Genomic DNA, 17,762 nt, shown 5'->3' on the forward strand with positions numbered 1-17,762 from the left:
GGCCGACGCTGCTGTTAGGGTGCCAGTACTGGACCTTGTCTAAAGACGGATCTGAAATCCCTGTTGTGAATAGGAAGCCCCCATGTCCGAAGAAGCCTTCATTTACGAGGCCATCCGTACGCCGCGTGGCAAGCAAAAGAACGGCTCGCTGCACGAAGTCAAGCCGTTGAGCCTGGTCGTCGGCCTGATCGAGGAGCTGCGCAAGCGCAATCCCGACCTCGACGAGAACCTCATCAGCGACGTCATCCTGGGTTGCGTCTCCCCCGTCGGTGACCAGGGCGGCGACATCGCCCGTGCCGCGGTGCTGGCGTCGGGCATGCCGGTGACGTCCGGCGGTGTGCAACTCAACCGGTTCTGTGCGTCGGGCCTCGAGGCCGTCAACACGGCCGCCCAGAAGGTCCGCTCCGGTTGGGATGACCTGGTGCTGGCCGGCGGCGTGGAATCGATGAGCCGGGTGCCGATGGGATCCGACGGCGGCGCGATGGGGCTGGACCCGGCCACCAACTACGACGTCATGTTCGTCCCGCAGGGCATCGGGGCAGACCTGATCGCCACCATCGAAGGTTTCTCCCGCGAGGACGTCGACGCCTACGCGCTGCGCAGCCAGGAGAAGGCCGCCGAGGCGTGGTCGGGCGGCTACTTCGCCAAGTCCGTGGTGCCGGTCCGCGACCAGAACGGCCTGCTGATCCTCGACCACGACGAGCACATGCGGCCCGACACCACCATGGAGGGCCTGGCCAAGCTGAAGCCGGCCTTCGAGGGCCTGGCCGCGATGGGCGGGTTCGACGACGTCGCGCTGCAGAAGTACCACTGGGTCGAGAAGATCAACCACGTGCACACCGGCGGCAACAGCTCGGGCATCGTCGACGGAGCAGCCCTGGTGATGATCGGCAACGAGGCAGCCGGCAAGTCGCAGGGGCTGACCCCGCGTGCCCGCATCGTGGCCACCGCCACCAGCGGCGCCGATCCGGTGATCATGCTCACCGGCCCCACGCCGGCCACCCGCAAGGTGCTCGACCGGGCCGGCCTGACCGTCGACGACATCGATCTGTTCGAGCTCAACGAGGCCTTCGCGTCGGTGGTGCTGAAGTTCCAGAAGGACCTGAACATTCCCGACGAGAAGCTCAACGTCAACGGCGGCGCCATCGCCATGGGCCACCCGCTCGGAGCAACGGGCGCAATGATTCTCGGCACCATGGTCGACGAGCTGGAGCGCCGTAATGCCCGGCGCGCCTTGGTGACTTTGTGTATTGGCGGCGGCATGGGTGTCGCGACGATCATCGAGAGGGTTTAAGTACATGGTCGACAACACAATCCAGTGGGACAAGGATGCCGACGGCATCGTCACCCTGACTCTGGACGACCCGTCGGGTTCGGCCAACGTCATGAACGAGGCCTACATCGAGTCCATGGGCAAGGCGGTGGATCGCCTTGTCGCCGAGAAGGATTCGATCACCGGTGTGGTGATCACCAGCGCGAAGAAGACGTTCTTCGCCGGTGGCGACGTGAAGAGCATGATCCAGATCGGGCCGGAAAACGCCGGTGAAGCCTTCGATTTGGTCGAGACGGTCAAGAAGCAGCTGCGCACGCTGGAGACCCTGGGCAAGCCGGTGGTTGCGGCGCTCAACGGCGCTGCGCTGGGCGGCGGCCTGGAAATCGCGTTGGCGTGCCATCACCGCATCGCGGCCGACGTCAAGGGCGCGCAGTTCGGCTTCCCGGAGGCCACGTTGGGTCTGCTGCCCGGTGCCGGCGGTGTCACGCGCACGGTGCGAATGCTGGGAATTCAGAACGCCTTTGTCAGCGTGCTGTCGCAGGGCACCCGCTTCAAGCCGGCCAAGGCCAAGGAGCTCGGCCTGATCGACGAGGTGCTGCCGACGGTCGAAGAGCTGGTCCCCGCCGCCAAGGCGTGGATCAAGGCCAACCCCGACGCGCACGAACAGCCTTGGGACAAAAAGGGTTACAAGATGCCCGGCGGCACTCCGTCGTCGCCGGCACTGGCGTCCATCCTGCCGTCCTTCCCGGCGTTGCTGCGCAAGCAGATCAAGGGTGCGCCGATGCCGGCGCCGAAGGCGATCCTGGCTGCCGCGGTGGAGGGCGCGCAGGTCGACTTCGACACCGCCAGCCGCATCGAGAGTCGTTACTTCACGTCATTGGTCACCGGCCAGGTCGCCAAGAACATGATCCAGGCGTTTTTCTTCGACCTGCAGGCCATCAACAACGGTGGTTCGCGGCCCGACGGGATCGAACCGGTCAAGATCAACAAGATCGGTGTGCTGGGTGCGGGCATGATGGGCGCCGGCATCGCCTACGTGTCGGCGAAGGCCGGCTACGACGTGGTCCTCAAGGATGTAAGCCTGGAGGCCGCGGAGAAGGGCAAGGGCTATTCCGAGAAGCTGGAGGCCAAGGCCCTCGAGCGGGGTCGCACCACGCAGGAGAAGAGCGACGCGTTGTTGGCGCGAATTCATCCGACCGCCGAGCCCGCCGATTTGAAGGGCGTCGACTTCGTGATCGAAGCCGTCTTCGAGAACCAGGAACTCAAGCACAAGGTGTTCCAGGAGATCGAAGACATCGTCGAGCCCAACGCAATCCTGGGGTCCAACACCTCCACGCTGCCGATCACCGGCCTGGCGACCGGTGTCAAGCGGCAGGAGGATTTCATCGGGATCCACTTCTTCTCGCCGGTCGACAAGATGCCGTTGGTGGAAATCATCAAGGGCGAGAAGACGTCTGACGAAGCCCTGGCCCGGGTGTTCGACTACACGCTGGCCATCGGCAAAACGCCGATCGTGGTCAACGACAGTCGCGGTTTCTTCACCTCGCGGGTCATCGGCACCTTCGTCAACGAGGCGCTGGCGATGCTGGGCGAGGGTGTGGAGCCGGCCAGCATTGAGCAGGCCGGCTCGCAGGCCGGTTACCCGGCGCCGCCGTTGCAGCTGTCCGACGAGCTCAACCTGGAGCTCATGCACAAGATCGCGGTGGCCACCCGCAAGGGTGTCGAAGACGCCGGCGGTACCTATGAGCCGCATCCGGCAGAAGCCGTGGTGGAGAAGATGATTGAGCTCGGGCGCTCGGGTCGTCTGAAGGGCGCCGGCTTCTACGAGTACCCCGACGGCAAGCGTTCCGGGTTGTGGCCGGGGCTGCGGGAGACGTTCAAGTCCGGGTCGTCCGAGCCGCCGCTGCAGGACATGATCGACCGGATGCTGTTCGCCGAGGCGCTGGAAACCCAAAAGTGCCTTGACGAGGGCGTGCTGACGTCGACGGCCGATGCGAACATCGGCTCGATCATGGGCATCGGGTTTCCGCCGTGGACCGGTGGTAGCGCGCAGTTCATCGTGGGCTACCAGGGTCCGGCCGGTACGGGCAAGGAGGCCTTCGTGGCGCGGGCGCGCGAGCTGGCCGAAAAGTACGGCGACCGCTTCCTCCCGCCCAAGTCGCTGAGTTAGCGCGAACAGACGCAAAATCCCCCGCACGCACGGTGTGTCGGGGGATTTTGCGTCTGCTCACCGGGCTAGGCGCGCTGAAAGAGGTAGTGCCGCGCAGGCGTCTTCTCGCGGTCGAGTTCTCGCTCCTCGCCGGAAGACAGCAGCGTCCAACCGGAGGCGAATCGTCGTTCCATCTCGGCGGGTTCGATTCCCCGCACACCGAACCTGCCGCCGGGGAGAAACGCGACGATCAACAGCCTGGCTTCCGGCGCGGCGACGGCGCTGACCTCACGGACGTACGCGTCGCGATCGTTGTCGGCCATGTTGTGCAGGCAGCCGTTGTCGACGATCAGCTGGAAGCCCGAACCGATCCCGGCCTGACTCAGCTGCGTGGCGTCCGCGTGGGCGAAGTCGACGGAGACGCCAGCGGCCGCTGCCTTGGCGCGGGCCTTGTCCAGCGCCTTCGGCACAAAATCAACGCCGGTGACTTTCCAGCCGTGTCGCGCAAGGTAAATCGACGAGTCGCCGGTGCCGCATCCGATGTCGACGGCCGATCCCGCGGGCAGCGGAGCTGTGTGATCGGTTCCCTCGACCAAGTTCCGCAGGGTCTGGGCGATCGGGTGACCGTCCCACGGGGTGAAGCCGATTCGGTAAAAGATCCGGAAGAGTGTGTGCTTGGAGGCCATACCCCAACCGTATTCGGAGCGCGAGCAGACGCAAAAGGTCGACCCGCGCTCAATTGGGTGAGTACTCCTTGAACTGCATGGAGTCGTAGAGCCGCACACCCTTGGTGTTCAGCTTCGCCGCCACCCGGGTCAGTCGGGCGGGCAGCAGTGAAATGAGTTGGGCGCCGCGGGTCAGTGCCCACACGCCGGCTGGGGAGTTCGGAACGAGGCTCTTGGCCACGCCGCGAGCAAAGGCGCGGCTGCGGCGCACCGCATCGCCCATCTGCTGCTCGTAGGCGGAGAATGCGCGCGTATAGTCCGCGGCGGACTGGGCCAGTTCGCCGGCAAGTATGTAGGCGCCGAGCACCGCGATGCTCGTGCTGCCGCCGACGGCGGGTCCGGGGCAGTAACCGGCATCGCCGACCAGCGTGACCCGTCCGCGCGACCAGGTGTCCAACTGCAACTGGGTGATCGAGTCGAAATAGAACGACGGCGTGCTGTCGAGCTCGGCGAGCCAGTCGTCCACCATGGTGTGCATTCCCGCGAACGCTGAGCGCAATAACTCCTTCTGCCGCACGGCATCTCGGTAGTGATACTGGAGTTCTTCCTTGCTGCGGAACATGAACAGTACCCGTGCATCGTCCAGCGGTTGCGCGGTGTAGATTCCGGCGAGACGGCCGGCACCGAGGTGGACGACCATTTCCTTCTCGCGCGCAAGGGTTTTCGGCGCGGATAGGACCGCCAGGTATCCGCCGAGAAATTGCGTTTGTCCGGCATCCTCGCCGAAGACCAGGCGCCGGACGTTCGAGTGCAGCCCGTCGGCACCAACAACGACGTCGTACCTGCGGGGCGCCGCCTGCTCGAAGGTCACCTCTCCGTCGGGGGAGATGTCCACGATTGAATCTGCGAAGAGATACTCGACGTGGTCGCGGCCGGCTTCGTAGTACACCTCGCTCAGGTCATCCCGCATGATCTCCACGTGACGGTCCGATACGGCGCCGACGCCCTTGGTGATATCGACGCGGACCGGCCGCCGCGCGCCCTCGCGGTAAATTCGCCCGGTGTCGGTCCCGGTGGCCAGCGCCTCGATTCTCGACAGCACACCCATCTTTTCCGAGATCTCCATCGCCGGCCGGAACAGGTCGACCGCGTGGCCGCCGGTCTTCCGCAATGCCGGTGCGCGCTCGACGATGGTGACGTCGAAGCCGTAGCGGCTGAGCCAGTACGCCAGGACAGGGCCGGAGATGCTGGCCCCCGAGATCAGAATCCGCATGACGGCCTCCTGGCGCTTTCGGTCAGCATAGAACGCAGCGGCCCGGGCGCGTGGACTCCATTCCAGGAGCGTCGGTGCTCGGGTTAGATTTAGCGCCATGCGCTTCGGTCTCTTCATTCCGCAGGGTTGGCGAATGGATCTGGTCGGCATCGAACCCGAGCGGCACTGGGCGGTGATGCGTGACCTGGCGACCTATGCCGACAGCGGCGCCTGGGACTCTTTGTGGGTCTATGACCACTTCCACACCGTGCCGCTGCCCAGCGACGAAGCCACGCATGAGGCATGGTCGTTGATGGCGGCCTACGCGGCGAGCACGTCGCGCATCAAGCTGGGCCAGATGTGCACGGCGATGAGCTACCGCAATCCCGCCTACCTGGCGAAGGTGGCGGCGACGTCGGACATCATCTCCGGGGGCCGCATCCAGATGGGTATCGGCGGCGGTTGGTACGAACACGAATGGCGCGCTTACGGTTACGGCTTCCCAGCCGCCGGTGTCCGGTTGGGCCGGCTGGACGAAGGTGTGCAGATCATGCGGGAGGCCTGGCGCGACGGCAAAGTGACGTTCAAGGGCCAGCACTACCAGGCCGACGGTGCGATCGTTGCGCCAAAGCCGTTGCAGGCTAATGGGATTCCGTTGTGGATTGCGGGCGGCGGGGAGAAGGTGACCCTGCGCATCGCCGCCAAGTATGCGCAGTACACGAACTTCACGCCGGAGCCCGATGCATTCGCGCACAAGTCGGAGGTGCTGGCGCAGCACTGCAGCAAGCTGGGCACCGACTTCGATGCGATCGTGCGCTCGGCCAACTTCACCGCCGTCGTCGGTTCGACCGAGGCCGAGGTGCGGGACCGCCTGAAGCGGGTGCGTGACCGTCTGGCCGGGTATGTGCCTGAGGCGGTGGCAGATTCGATGGTCTCGGGTGTTCCAGACTCGACAACGGGCACGCCGGAGCAGGTGATCGAGCGGCTGGCCAAGATCCGCGACCTCGGGTGTGAGTATGCGATCTGTTACTTCCCCGAAGCCGCCTACGACCGCTCGGGCATCGAACTGTTCGAACGGGAAGTGATTCCCGCGCTGAGTTAGATATCGCTGGCGGTATACCGCGTCTTGACCGGAGGCGCCGCAAGTAGCGGGGGAAGCTCGGTCACCCGGCCTTCGCCGGCGCGAAACGCACGATAGGCCTCGTCATGCTCGACGGTCTCCCAGAGCTCATAGATAAGCCAGTGCGCCTCGTCGTCGTCGTCGACCAGTACGTCGGTGCGCAAGTTGCCGTCGAATGCCCGGGTGTCTTGGAGCGTCCGGCGCATGAGATCACGCGCGGCGGGCACCGCGTCGGGCTTCAGCCTGAGTTCCAGCATCACCGTGACCGGCATGGGCTCTCCTCAAATCGTGTTCGGAGGCCAAACTAGCACCGGGGACATCGTAGGAGAACGAGATTTCCACTTTTATGGAATGCTGTTGTACCTTTTGGGGAGCCCGTTGTGTTGGCGGCTGTGACGGATCGCTGGAGGATCGCTCGATGCAGAAGGCACTCGCCCCCGAAATCTCGACCTGGCCCGACGAGAATCCCCAACTGATCGGCAGTCGCTGCGGCGCCTGCGGTGCCACCGCTTTCCCAGTGCAGCAGTGGTGTCCGCGTTGCAGCATCGGGCAGATGAGCGAGGTGCTGTTGCCGCGTCGGGGGACCGTCGTCGCTTGGACGACCCAGGGTTTCCCGCCCGGACCGCCGTATGCCGGTCCCACCGGAAAGGACTTCGTGCCGTTCGGCATCGGCCTGATCCAACTAGGGGACGTGATCCGGGTCGAGGGCCGGCTCACCGAGAACGATCCGGCCAAACTGCAATTCGGCCAGGAAGTCGAGCTCACCATGGTGCCGTTGACCACCGACAGCGACGGCAACGAGATCCTCACTTACGCTTTCCGGCCGGTCTGATGGCGATCGCGAGCGCGGCGAAGCCGGGCGAAGCGGGTCGCCATCATCTATCCATGCCGGGCGAAGCGGGTCGCCATCATCTATGCAAAGGAATTCTGCGATGAGTAACGACGTGGCCATCATCGGCGTCGGCCTGCATCCCTTCGGCAGGTTCGAGAAGACCGCCATGCAGATGGGTGCCGAGGCCATTCAGTCAGCGTTGACCGACGCCGGCGTGCAGTGGAAGGACATCCAGTTCGGCTTCGGCGGCAGCCATGAGGTGTCCAACCCCGACGCGGTGACTCGCCTGGTCGGTTTGACCGGCATCACCTTCACCAATGTGTTCAACGCCTGCGCCACCGCCGCCAGCGCCATTCAGCAGACCGCCGACACCATTCGGTTGGGCAAATACGACATCGGCATCGCTATCGGTCTCGACAAGCACCCGCGCGGTGCGTTTACCGACGATCCCGCCAAGTTGGCGCTGCCGCAGTGGTATGCCCAGAACGGGCAGTTCGTCACCACCAAGTTCTTCGGAATGAAGGCCAACAAGTACATTCACGACCACAACATTTCGCAGGCGACCCTGGCCAAGGTCGCCGCCAAGAATTACCGCAACGGCTCACTGAACCCGAATGCCTTCCGCCGCAAGGCACTTCCGGAGGAGGAGATCCTCAACTCGACGGTGCTGAACTACCCGCTGACGCAGTACATGTTCTGTGCGCCCGACGAGGGTGCCGCCGCGGTCGTCATGTGCCGCGCCGACATGGCGCACAAGTTCACCGATAAGCCGGTTTATGTGCGCGCCAGCGAGATTCGTACCCGACGTTTTGGGGCGTACGAAGTGCACGCGACGTTCGCTCCGCTGGACGAGGACGCTTCGCCGACGGTCTATGCGGCCAAGGCCGCTTACGAGGCTGCAGGCATCGGGCCCGAGGACGTCGACATCGCCCAACTACAGGACACCGATGCCGGCGCCGAGGTCATCCACATGGCCGAGACCGGTCTGTGCGCCGACGGCGAGCAGGAGAAGCTGGTAGCCGACGGCGCCACCGAGATCGGCGGCGAATTGCCGATCAACACCGACGGCGGCCTGATCGCCAACGGTGAGCCGATCGGTGCATCCGGGCTGCGGCAGGTGCACGAGCTGGTGCGGCAGCTGCGCGGTGAGGCCGGCGAACGACAGGTACCCGGTAACCCGCGCGTCGGTCTGGCGCAGGTCTACGGCGCACCGGGCACGGCGTCGGCGACGATCTTGTCGCTGTAGGTTGGCGCGAGCAGACGCAAAAACCCCCGCAAACACGGTGTGTCGGGGGATTTTGCGTCTGCTCGCCCTAGATGGCCGGGCCCAAAAGGTCGTCGGCGTCGCGGATGATGTAGCCGTAACCTTGCTCGGCCAAGAACCGCTGCCGGTGCGCAGCGTACTCGGCATCCAAACTGTCCCGGGCCACCACGGAGTAGAAGACGGCGCCCCCGCCGCCGGCCTTGGGCCGCAGCAGCCGGCCCAGCCGTTGAGCCTCCTCTTGGCGCGACCCGAATGTTCCCGAAACCTGTACCGCCACTGCGGCTTCCGGTAGGTCGATAGAGAAATTCGCCACCTTGGACACCACCAGTCTGGTCACCTCGCCGCGGCGGAAGGCGTCGAAAAGTGCTTCGCGTTCACGCGTTCTCGTCGAACCCTGGATCACCGGAGCGTCCAGCTCGGCGCCCAGCTCATCGAGCTGATCCAAATAGGCGCCGATCACCAGGGTCTGCTCGCCGGGGTGGTTCTCCAGGATCGACTTGACCACCGCGATTTTCGTATGCACCGTAGAGCAGAGCCGATAGCGCTCCTCGGGCTCGGCGGTGGCATACATCATCCGCTCGTTGTCGGTCATCGTGACCCGGACTTCCACGCACTCCGCCGGTGCGATCCAACCTTGCGCCTCAATGTCTTTCCACGGTGCGTCGTAGCGCTTCGGACCGATCAGAGAGAACACGTCACCCTCGCGGCCGTCTTCGCGGATCAGCGTGGCCGTCAGCCCCAGCCGCCGTTTGGATTGCAGGTCGGCGGTCATCCGGAACACCGGTGCGGGCAGCAGATGCACCTCGTCGTAGATGATCAGGCCCCAGTCGCGGCTGTCGAACAGCTCCAGATGCCGGTATTCGCCCTTGGTGCGACGGGTGATCATCTGGTAGGTCGAGATGGTGACGGGCCGAATCTCCTTGCGCTCGCCGGAGTACTCGCCGATCTCGTCCTCGGTCAACGACGTTCGTGCTACCAGCTCACGCTTCCATTGTCGAGCGGCCACGATATTGGTGACCAGAATCAGCGTGGTTGCTTGTGCTTTCGCCATCGCGGCCGCCCCAACCAGCGTCTTGCCGGCGCCGCACGGCAGCACCACCACCCCCGAGCCGCCCGCCCAGAAGGAATCCGCGGCCAGCTGTTGGTAGTCGCGCAGCTTCCAGCCCTGTTCATGCAGGCTGATCGGATGCGCCTCACCGTCGACATAGCCGGCGAGATCCTCTGCAGGCCAGCCGATTTTGAGCAGCATCTGTTTGACTCGGCCGCGTTCGCTGGGGTGCACCACGACCGTGTCGTCGTCGATTCGGGCGCCGAGCATCGGTGCGATCTTCTTGTTGCGCAACACTTCCTCGAGCACCGCGCGATCGAAACTGACCAGCGTCAGGCCGTGCGCCGGATTCTTGACCAGCTGCAGGCGGCCGTAACGCGCCATGGTGTCGACGATGTCGACCAGCAACGGCTGAGGCACCGCGTAGCGGGAGAAACTGACCAATGCGTCGACGACCTGCTCGGCGTCGTGGCCGGCGGCACGGGCGTTCCACAGTGCCAGCGGCGTGATGCGGTAGGTGTGGACGTGTTCGGGGGCGCGTTCCAGCTCGGCGAACGGCGCGATGGCAGCGCGTGCCGCGCCGGCCAGCTCATGATCGACCTCCAGCAGTACCGTCTTGTCGGACTGCACGATCAACGGCCCGTCGCTCATTTAGCGCCACTCCTCCTCATGCGCTCCGTCCCCCTCGCCGCTGCGCGGCTGGGGGTGCCCCCACTGCATCGTCGTCGGCGCGCAATGGCGCCACCCCTCTTTGTCGTTCATCGCCGGCGCGAATAAGCCCATTATTCAGTCGTCGACCGACATCACCGACGTGATGCGGTGGATGGCGAAGTCGCGCAGCCGACCGGACGCCGGATCGAAGGCCACCAGCTGGCCGCCGCGAATGCTGATCGGCGATACCACGCGTTGCGTGGCGACGCCCGCCGCGTCGAGGTAGCCGATCAACAGCGTCTGCTGATCCCGCGCCGCGCGATGTAACAGCGACATGGTCCCGGCCGGGTCGACCCGGATGTTGCCGAACGGCGCGGCGGTCACCTTGCGCAATACCGCGACGATGGCGCTCAGTGTGTCACCTCCAGGGCGTGGCGGTGGGCGGTAGGAGCGACGGTGTTGTGGCGTGGGTACCCGCGCTCCTCTAGGCCGGACGTCGACGATGGCTCCGGTGGAATCTTCGGCGGCCGGCGCGAAACCTGCGCTTCGCAACCCGGCCAGCACCTCGGATATCGGTGCCGGCGAGACCGCCACCGTCGGCGCAAGGGCGCGCAGTTGCAGTTCTTGAGCAGCGGGGGCGGCCACGGCCTGGGCCAGCAGCGTCGGATCTTCACATCGGACAAACGACGCGGCCATACCGATGCGCAGCTGGCCGTGCCGACGCGCGACATCGTCGATGAGATACGTGAGTCCTTGTGGCACCGGCGTTTTCGAATGGTTGGCGAAAAGTGCGTGCATCCATTCGCGCGTCTTGCCGATGTCGAGGGCATGCCGGATCGACTGCTCGCTCACCCGATACACCATTGCGGTGCCTGCGGATTCGACCTTGGCGACAGCGGCCAGGTCGTCGGCGATATCGCGGTGCAGCGGTCCGGGTACCACAACGGTGAGGTCGGCCTGCACCAGGAAGTGGTCGATCGGCTTGGGCATTGCTCGCGTCATCGCGGCGATGGCCGCGTCGGGATCGACGGCGTCTGCCAGCAGCGCCCGTCCCGGCCCGCTGATGGCTCCGCGGCCCACCAGGCCCAGCGCGTGCGCCTCGGTCAGCAGGTCCGCGACGGGGCCTGGCTGCAGTCGCCTGGCCCAGCGCGGTCGGCGCCAAACCAATGCCTCAGACGCCGTGGCGGCGTCCACGCCGGCACCCGGGGGCAACTCGGCGAGGATGCCCAACAGCAGCCGGCGGTCCAGCGGGGCGGCGGTCGAGTACAGCGAATGCGACAGGGCGCCATAGGGTTTGGCGTCCGGGCCGCGGCTGCCGATCAGCGCCGGCCGGCTCGGCAGGTTAAGCCAGGTACTGGCCAGCAGCTGCCAGCGCTGGGCCGGTGACATCGCGGCGAACCGGTCGGCGGCCACCGTCGGCGCCCAATATGGCGGATCACCATGGGCCGGTTCCGGATCGGGCATGCCGCTGGCGATCAGTCCGGCGACGGCCGCAACCTCGAGTATCAGGCCCAGCCGCGGCTCGTCGATGCCGGTCGACTTGGCCAGCCGCTTGACTTCGCGAATCCCCATTCCGCCGGTGCGCAGCTCGGAAACCGGTGTGGCACTCAGTGTTTCGAGTAGGACGTCGAGCTCACGGAGCAAATCGATGACGGCTCCGGCGGCCGTCGCGTCGACGTCTTCAGCTGTGGTGGTCGACACCACCGGATCGGGTGCCGTCAGCTGCATCGGCCCGGGTTGCTCGCCGCGCAGCACCTGCCCGACGTGGCGGGGCAGGATCACCGTGTCGGCGTCGACCCGTCGCAGCAAGCCCATCGCCAGCAGCCTCGGCACCGGCCGGTCCGCTGGAGCACCGGGCGCGGCGTCGCGGGTGCGGCCCATCGGGGAGCCCTCGAGCAGTTTCTCCAGCACGTCCGTCTGCGCCTCGTCGAGATCGGCGATCAGCTCGGCTATCTGCTCCTCGGTCTGGGAGGTGTCCTCGAGCGTGACCTGCCCCGGATGCCAGGGCAATCCTGTGCCGGCGTCGCCGGCCACTCGAACGGCGTTGTCGCCCCAAACCAGGGCGCGATGCCTCAGGTCGTCCAGGGCAGCGGTGACCTCGGTTTCCGGAGCCCGGTCGCCGATCAACGCCAGCAGCTTTGCGGTCGGCACCGGCGTGCTGTCGGCATGCAGCACCAGCAATGCGTCCAGCACCGCGAGTCGCAGGAAGTCGAGCTCGTCGGTGGCGGCCTTGATCGACTGTCGTGCCTGAGCACGCGCGGCCAGCGCGGCAATGCTGCCGGGCGGGGGCTGGGCAAGGTCCGGCCGTAGCTCCAAGAGCCGGATCAGCCGTTCGTCGGGCAGTTCGGCCAGCCAGGATCCCAGCGGGATATGCGGGCTGTTGTCAGTCATTGCCGACCAGCGTAATTGAGTCAGCGAAGCTGAAAAGTCAGCCGTCGCGACGACCCGCCACGGCCCGCCGAGATGGCGGCGACGGCGGTCGTGATCGCCCCTTCGCGTACTCTGCGCGCAACTGACCTGTCAGAATGGAGCTCGTGGCTGACACTACTGACGGCAAGGCGCGCAAAACCAGATACGTCGACAACGGCTGGCCGACGACGGATCCGGACGACCACGCGGTGAGCGAACTGGTGACCGATCGGACCGGTGCGTTGTCGCCCTTCGGTGAGCTGGCGTTTCCGTTGCCATCCGACGAACTGCCCTACCTTCACCCGGTCACGGTCGTCAACCGGTAGGTCTCGGGATGGCTCGGGCCGCTGGTTCCTCCCGGGCCGATGGCCCCTCGCAGGCTTCTGGGGCTGGCGGCTCAGTCGAATCCCAGTTCGACGCGCTCTCGCACTTGGATGAGCGGGGGGCAGCGCACATGGTCGATGTCACCGAGAAGGGGGCCACCAGGCGCACCGCGGTCGCCGCGGGTGCCTTGCGCACGACGCCGCACGTGGTGGCCTTGATCTCCACCGGCGGGCTGCCGAAGGGTGATGCGCTGGCCACCGCGCGGGTGGCGGGCATTCTGGCGGCCAAGCGCACCAGCGACCTGATCCCGTTATGTCACCAGTTGGCGCTTACCGGCGTCGACGTCGATTTCGCGGTGGGCGAGGCGGACATCGAGATCACCGCGACGGTGCGCAGCACCGACCGGACGGGAGTGGAGATGGAGGCGCTGACCGCGGTCAGCGTTGCTGCGCTGACGCTCTACGACATGATCAAGGCGGTTGACCCGGCCGCGCGTATCGACGAGATTCGAGTGCTCCGCAAAGAAGGCGGCCGGCACGGAACCTGGACACCGTCATGAGCGAGCGAACCGCACGGATCATCATTGCCTCGACTCGTGCCTCAGCCGGCGTATACACCGACAAATGTGGTCCGATCATCGCGGAATGGCTTGGCCAGCGCGGGTTTTCGCCAACTGAGCCGCAGGTTGTGGCCGACGGCAAGCCGGTCGGGGAGGCGCTGCAGGACGCCCTGGCCGCCGGCGTCGACCTGATCATCACCTCCGGTGGCACCGGCATTTCCCCCACCGACAGCACACCGGATCAGACGGTCGCGGTGCTGGACTACATGATTCCTGGGCTGGCGGATGCGATCCGTCGCGCCGGCCTGCCGAAAGTGCCGACATCGGTGCTCTCGCGCGGCGTATGCGGGGTAGCCGGGCGTACGTTGATCGTCAATCTGCCCGGCTCGTCGGGCGGCGTCCGCGACGGCCTGAGCGTGCTCGACGGTGTGGTGGACCACGCGCTGGATCAACTCGCGGGCGGGGATCACCAGCAATGACGCCGCGGGTCCTGCGCGCCGCCTTGACCGACCAGCCGATTTCGCTGGCCGAGCATGAAGATCTGGTGAGTCATCAATCCGCCGGGGCGATCGTCGGGTTCGACGGAATGGTCCGCGATCACGACGATGGGCGCGGGGTGACCCGGCTGGAGTATTCGGCGCATCCGACGGCCGCGCAGGTTCTTGCCGACACAGTGGCCGAAATCGCCGAGCAGGCCAGCGGGGTGCGCGCGGTCGCGGCCAGCCACCGGATCGGCGTGCTGCAGATCGGCGACGCGGCCCTGGTGGTTGCCGTTGCCGCGGATCATCGACAGGCGGCGTTCGCCACCTGCGCCCAGCTGGTCGACGCGATCAAGGCGCGGCTACCGGTGTGGAAACACCAGTTCTTCGACGACGGGACCGACGAGTGGGTGAACTCGGCCTAGTGGCGATCGCGAGCGCGGCGCAGCCGGGCGAAGCGGGTCGCCACCATCAGGCTTAGTGGCGATCGCGAGCGCGGCGCAGCCGGGCGCTGGGGGCACCCCCGCGAAGCTGGGGGACGGGGTCGCCACCATCAGGCTTAGTGGCGATCGCGAGCGCGGCGCAGTCGGGCGCTGGGGGCACCCCCGCGAAGCTGGGGGACGGGTCGCCACCATCAGGCCTAGCCCGCGCCAGCAGACGCAAAATCCCCTCAGAACCAGTGTTCTGGGGGAATTTTGCGTCTGCTCGGCGGCGGTAGTTCAGATCATCGACGGCTGAGCCAGCGCGTCCAGCGCGTCGTTGCCCTGCACGTCCTGGCCCCGGATCGCCTCCCACAGCCGCTTGGTGTAGGCGACGGTCTCGGCTCCGCGCGGCTCACCGCTGACGGCCTTGGGCACATCCGCCGTGACGGGTGCGTCGGCAGGCGGCGCCGGGTCCACCGGAGGCGGTGCGTCGGCCGGCGGCGCGGGCGCCACGTCGGCCGGGGGTGGTGCGTCCGCGGGCGGGGCGTCTGCCGGTGGCGGGGCGTCCGGCGGCGGCGCGATTTGGTCGTTGCCGGCCAGCTGCACCACCGGCGCCGGCGCGGCGGGTGGCGGAGCAGCGTCAGGCGCTGGCGCGTCCTGCGGCGGCGCGGCGTCGCCGTTGACCGCGGGCGCGTCGGACGGCGTGTTGAGCCCTGCGGGCTGCGGGAGGACATTGCGCGGGGTCGGGCCGGACAGGCCGTGACCACACACCGGCCAGGCGCCACGGCCTTGAGTCGCCAGCACACGCTCGGCGACGGCGATCTGCTGTTCCCTGCTGGCCAGTTGCGCCGACGGGGCGTACTGCGTGCCGCCGTGCGCTGCCCAGGTGCCCTGGGTGAATTGCAGGCCGCCGTGGAACCCGTTGCCGGTGTTGATCGCCCAGTTGCCACCGGACTCGCAGCTGGCCACCCGGTCCCATTCGCTGTCTGTGGCCGCGCCCGCTTGGGCCGCTAAAGCGATGCCGCCGCCACCGATTACAGCACCGGTGACGGCGATTTTGGCGACGCTGACGCCTGAAGTAGTGGGTTTGCGATGACGTCCACTCAAAACGGGTATTCCTCTCGCTACGCGCCTGCGAGGTCAGCTGTCGGGTTCGGGTTGGAGAGGCCACCCGGCCATCGCGACGTCCGCAAGGACACCGCGCAGGCTTCACCCCAAGGAGCCGTAGCGGCTCCGGTCCGATCGCGGTGAACCGGTTGGGTCCCCCGCTTCCATCCACGGTCGGTATCCCCGCCTATTGGATGGAGCTCGGCGCGATAGGTAGGGAGGATCGCCACGGGTCAGCTTGGCGAGCCATCGGAGACGGTAGCGGGTTCTGTTTGTCCCGTCACTTTTTGCGAAACCCGGCGTTTTCCGCGAATACATCTGCTAAATCGCCAGGAAAATTCGCCATTTGCGCAGGTCAGAACGACCCGAAATCGGAGCGTGTCCGCGTCGTTATCGTTCCGTTACGTGAGATATTTCACATTTTCATCCGCCGGCGAAGGGCGGTAGCACATCGATTGTGGCGCCGGATCGCAACGTTGTGGTCACGTCGCGCACGGCGATCCCGTCGCACAGGTAGGAGCATCGACTCAGCACCGTCGCGAGCCGACCGTCCCGCGCGGCCAGGCCGTCGATCACGTCGGCGACCGTGGCACCCGGTCCCAGGCGTACTGTCTCCGACTCAGCGCCGGCGGCAGCCTGGGCGGCCGCGAAGAATCGGACGGTCACCTGGATTCCGGGTGCTTCTTCCACGGCACGACTCACGGATGGCTAGCCCCCGATTGCGCTCATCGGCCGCTTCGGCTGCACGAAGTCCGGGTCGTTGATGCCGTGGCCGGCCGGTTTGGCCCACATCGCCGCACGCCACGCCGCCTCGATGGCATCGTCGTCGGCCCCACCGCGCAGCATGCCGCGCAGGTCGGTCTCCTCGGCAGAGAACAGGCAGCTGCGGATTTGCCCGTCGGCGGTCAGCCGGGTGCGATCACAGGTCGAACAAAAGGCGTGTGACACCGAGGCGATGACGCCGAATTTCCCGGTCGGCGTGCCAGGTCCGGAGTCGGCGAGCCAGAGTTCGGCCGGAGCCGAACCCCGCGGCGCAGGGTCCGGCCGCAGCCGAAAGTGCGGCCGCAGCGCCGCTAGCACGTCGTCGGCGCTCAGCGCGGCGCCTCGCCGCCACTGATGTCCGGCGTCCAGCGGCATCTGTTCGATGACCCGCAACTGGTAACCGTGCTGTAAGCAGAACCGCAACAGCTCGACGACGTCCTCGCGGCCGGTGTGCGGATCGAGGACGGCGTTGACCTTGACCGGCGTCAGCCCGGCGGCAGCGGCGGCGGCCAAGCCGGCCAGCACGTCGGCGAGCCGGTCCCGCCGCGTGATGGCGGTGAAATGGTCGCGGTTCACGCTGTCCAGGGACACGTTCACCCGATCCAAACCCGCAGCGGCAAGAGCCGCGGCCCGCCCTGCCAGCCCCACACCGTTGGTGGTCAGCGAAATCTCCGGGCGCGGGCGCAGACTGGCCGCCGCAGCCACCACCTCCTCGAGGTGGCGGACCAGCAGCGGCTCACCCCCGGTGAACCGCACACTGGTGACGCCGAACCGGGTGACGGCGATGTTCATCAGCCGGGCCAGCTCATCGGGCCGCAGCAGCTGCTCGCGGGGCAACCAGTCCAGGCCTTCGGCCGGCATGCAGTAACTGCAACGCAGGTTGCAGCGGTCGGTGAGCGACACCCGCAGGTCGGTGGCGGCCCTGCCGAAGGTGTCGAGTAAGGGTCCCTTGCTGGGCATCTCACGTTCGGCGCCATGCTCCGACGTGCGGCGCACGGTGGGGACACCCAATGCGGTCAGCGTCATGCAGCCACCCGCTCGTTTCGAGTCGAGTCGACTGGAACGATCTCCTTACCCAGCGGCAACAGCGACACCGGGATCAGCTTGAGTTGGGCCAGCGCCAGCGGGATACCGACGATGGTGATCGCCATCGCCGCCGCGCTCACCAGATGTCCGATCGCCAGCCACAGCCCGAACAACACCACCCAGATGACGTTGCCGATCAGCGTCAACGTTCCCGCGCTCGGCTTGTCCACGATCGTCCGGCCGAACGGCCACAACGCATATGAGGCGATGCGCAAAGACGCGAAGCCGAAGGGGATGGTGATGATGAGGAGGAAGCTGACCAGCGCCGCGAGCAGGTAGCCGAGGGCCATCCAGAGGCCACCGAACACCAGCCAGATAACGTTCAGGATCAGGCGCATCTTTCCTCCCGCGGTAATTGCC

Annotated in this window: 18 protein-coding genes and 1 riboswitch; of the genes, 9 read left to right on the forward strand and 9 right to left on the reverse strand. The window is 66.5% G+C overall.

The features are described from left to right. Positions 1 to 82: 82 nt before the first annotated feature. Positions 83 to 1,294: an acetyl-CoA C-acetyltransferase gene (locus AC5Y2L_RS19785; RefSeq protein ID WP_499937275.1), complete on the forward strand. Its 1,212-nt coding sequence runs from the start codon at positions 83 to 85 to the stop codon at positions 1,292 to 1,294. A gap of 4 nt (positions 1,295 to 1,298) precedes the next feature. After that, the gene (locus AC5Y2L_RS19790; protein WP_499937273.1) at positions 1,299 to 3,443 is read left to right on the forward strand and encodes a 3-hydroxyacyl-CoA dehydrogenase NAD-binding domain-containing protein; all 2,145 of its coding nucleotides are present in this window, start codon (positions 1,299 to 1,301) and stop codon (positions 3,441 to 3,443) included. A 65-nt stretch (positions 3,444 to 3,508) separates the two neighbouring features. Here AC5Y2L_RS19790 and AC5Y2L_RS19795 read toward each other — a convergent pair whose 3' ends face one another. Both AC5Y2L_RS19795 and AC5Y2L_RS19800 read right to left on the reverse strand, forming a co-directional pair. Next, positions 3,509 to 4,108 carry a class I SAM-dependent methyltransferase gene (locus AC5Y2L_RS19795; RefSeq protein WP_499937272.1) on the reverse strand — a complete coding sequence of 200 codons (600 nt, stop codon included), beginning with the start codon at positions 4,106 to 4,108 and terminating at the stop codon, positions 3,509 to 3,511. Positions 4,109 to 4,157: 49 nt separating this feature from the next. Further along, positions 4,158 to 5,360 carry an FAD-dependent monooxygenase gene (locus tag AC5Y2L_RS19800; RefSeq protein ID WP_499937270.1) on the reverse strand — a complete coding sequence of 401 codons (1,203 nt, stop codon included), beginning with the start codon at positions 5,358 to 5,360 and terminating at the stop codon, positions 4,158 to 4,160. A 97-nt stretch (positions 5,361 to 5,457) separates the two neighbouring features. Between AC5Y2L_RS19800 and AC5Y2L_RS19805 the strand changes: the two genes are divergently transcribed. Then, positions 5,458 to 6,441, forward strand: coding sequence for an LLM class F420-dependent oxidoreductase (locus AC5Y2L_RS19805; protein ID WP_499937269.1), 984 nt, complete (start codon positions 5,458 to 5,460; stop codon positions 6,439 to 6,441). On the opposite strand, the gene AC5Y2L_RS19810 is transcribed toward AC5Y2L_RS19805, so the two are convergent. Beyond that, entirely contained in the window at positions 6,438 to 6,731 is a 294-nt protein-coding gene (locus tag AC5Y2L_RS19810; protein WP_499937268.1) for a putative quinol monooxygenase, read from the reverse strand. The genes AC5Y2L_RS19805 and AC5Y2L_RS19810 overlap by 4 nt on opposite strands. Positions 6,732 to 6,877: 146 nt before the next feature. Here AC5Y2L_RS19810 and AC5Y2L_RS19815 point away from each other — a divergent pair, with 146 nt between their 5' ends. Further along, on the forward strand, positions 6,878 to 7,291 hold the full coding sequence (locus tag AC5Y2L_RS19815; RefSeq protein ID WP_499937266.1) for a Zn-ribbon domain-containing OB-fold protein: 414 nt from the start codon (positions 6,878 to 6,880) through the stop codon (positions 7,289 to 7,291). Positions 7,292 to 7,391: 100 nt separating this feature from the next. Then, a complete protein-coding gene (locus tag AC5Y2L_RS19820) occupies positions 7,392 to 8,537 on the forward strand; it encodes a thiolase family protein (RefSeq protein ID WP_499937265.1) in 1,146 nt (381 codons plus the stop codon). Positions 8,538 to 8,604: 67 nt separating this feature from the next. Here the strand turns inward: AC5Y2L_RS19820 and AC5Y2L_RS19825 are convergent, their stop codons facing one another. Together AC5Y2L_RS19825 and AC5Y2L_RS19830 are read right to left on the reverse strand one after the other, a co-directional pair. Beyond that, complete coding sequence (locus AC5Y2L_RS19825; protein WP_499937263.1) at positions 8,605 to 10,254, reverse strand: DNA repair helicase XPB; 1,650 nt, start codon at positions 10,252 to 10,254, stop codon at positions 8,605 to 8,607. A gap of 135 nt (positions 10,255 to 10,389) precedes the next feature. Further along, complete coding sequence (locus tag AC5Y2L_RS19830; protein WP_499937261.1) at positions 10,390 to 12,645, reverse strand: helicase-associated domain-containing protein; 2,256 nt, start codon at positions 12,643 to 12,645, stop codon at positions 10,390 to 10,392. Positions 12,646 to 12,788: 143 nt separating this feature from the next. Here AC5Y2L_RS19830 and AC5Y2L_RS19835 point away from each other — a divergent pair, with 143 nt between their 5' ends. The 4 genes from AC5Y2L_RS19835 to AC5Y2L_RS19850 are packed head-to-tail and all read left to right on the forward strand — an operon-like array spanning position 12,789 to position 14,450. Further along, positions 12,789 to 12,989, forward strand: a complete 201-nt coding sequence (locus AC5Y2L_RS19835) for a hypothetical protein (RefSeq protein ID WP_499937260.1) — start codon at positions 12,789 to 12,791, stop codon at positions 12,987 to 12,989. Positions 12,990 to 12,997: 8 nt separating this feature from the next. Continuing rightward, the gene (gene moaC, locus AC5Y2L_RS19840) at positions 12,998 to 13,546 is read left to right on the forward strand and encodes a cyclic pyranopterin monophosphate synthase MoaC (protein WP_499937258.1); all 549 of its coding nucleotides are present in this window, start codon (positions 12,998 to 13,000) and stop codon (positions 13,544 to 13,546) included. Beyond that, complete coding sequence (locus AC5Y2L_RS19845; RefSeq protein ID WP_499937257.1) at positions 13,543 to 14,025, forward strand: MogA/MoaB family molybdenum cofactor biosynthesis protein; 483 nt, start codon at positions 13,543 to 13,545, stop codon at positions 14,023 to 14,025. Before moaC ends, AC5Y2L_RS19845 begins: the two co-directional genes overlap by 4 nt. Next, positions 14,022 to 14,450 (forward strand): molybdenum cofactor biosynthesis protein MoaE, encoded by a 429-nt coding sequence (locus AC5Y2L_RS19850; RefSeq protein WP_499937256.1) that lies wholly within the window; start codon positions 14,022 to 14,024, stop codon positions 14,448 to 14,450. The genes AC5Y2L_RS19845 and AC5Y2L_RS19850 overlap by 4 nt, the downstream gene beginning before the upstream one ends. 294 nt (positions 14,451 to 14,744) lie before the next feature. Here AC5Y2L_RS19850 and AC5Y2L_RS19855 read toward each other — a convergent pair whose 3' ends face one another. The 4 genes from AC5Y2L_RS19855 to AC5Y2L_RS19870 form a co-directional block, all read right to left on the reverse strand. Continuing rightward, a complete protein-coding gene (locus AC5Y2L_RS19855) occupies positions 14,745 to 15,554 on the reverse strand; it encodes a transglycosylase family protein (protein ID WP_499937254.1) in 810 nt (269 codons plus the stop codon). Between the two features lie 6 nt (positions 15,555 to 15,560). Next, positions 15,561 to 15,771, reverse strand: a riboswitch (cyclic di-AMP (ydaO/yuaA leader). 206 nt (positions 15,772 to 15,977) lie between these two features. Continuing rightward, positions 15,978 to 16,256, reverse strand: coding sequence for a MoaD/ThiS family protein (locus AC5Y2L_RS19860; protein ID WP_499937253.1), 279 nt, complete (start codon positions 16,254 to 16,256; stop codon positions 15,978 to 15,980). 6 nt (positions 16,257 to 16,262) lie between these two features. Next, complete coding sequence (gene moaA, locus AC5Y2L_RS19865) at positions 16,263 to 17,342, reverse strand: GTP 3',8-cyclase MoaA (protein WP_499937252.1); 1,080 nt, start codon at positions 17,340 to 17,342, stop codon at positions 16,263 to 16,265. Further along, positions 17,339 to 17,740, reverse strand: a complete 402-nt coding sequence (locus AC5Y2L_RS19870) for a YccF domain-containing protein (protein ID WP_499937251.1) — start codon at positions 17,738 to 17,740, stop codon at positions 17,339 to 17,341. Before AC5Y2L_RS19870 ends, moaA begins: the two co-directional genes overlap by 4 nt. Between the last annotated feature and the right edge of the window lie 22 nt (positions 17,741 to 17,762).

The sequence above is a fragment of the Mycobacterium sp. NGS66 genome (assembly GCF_059812225.1).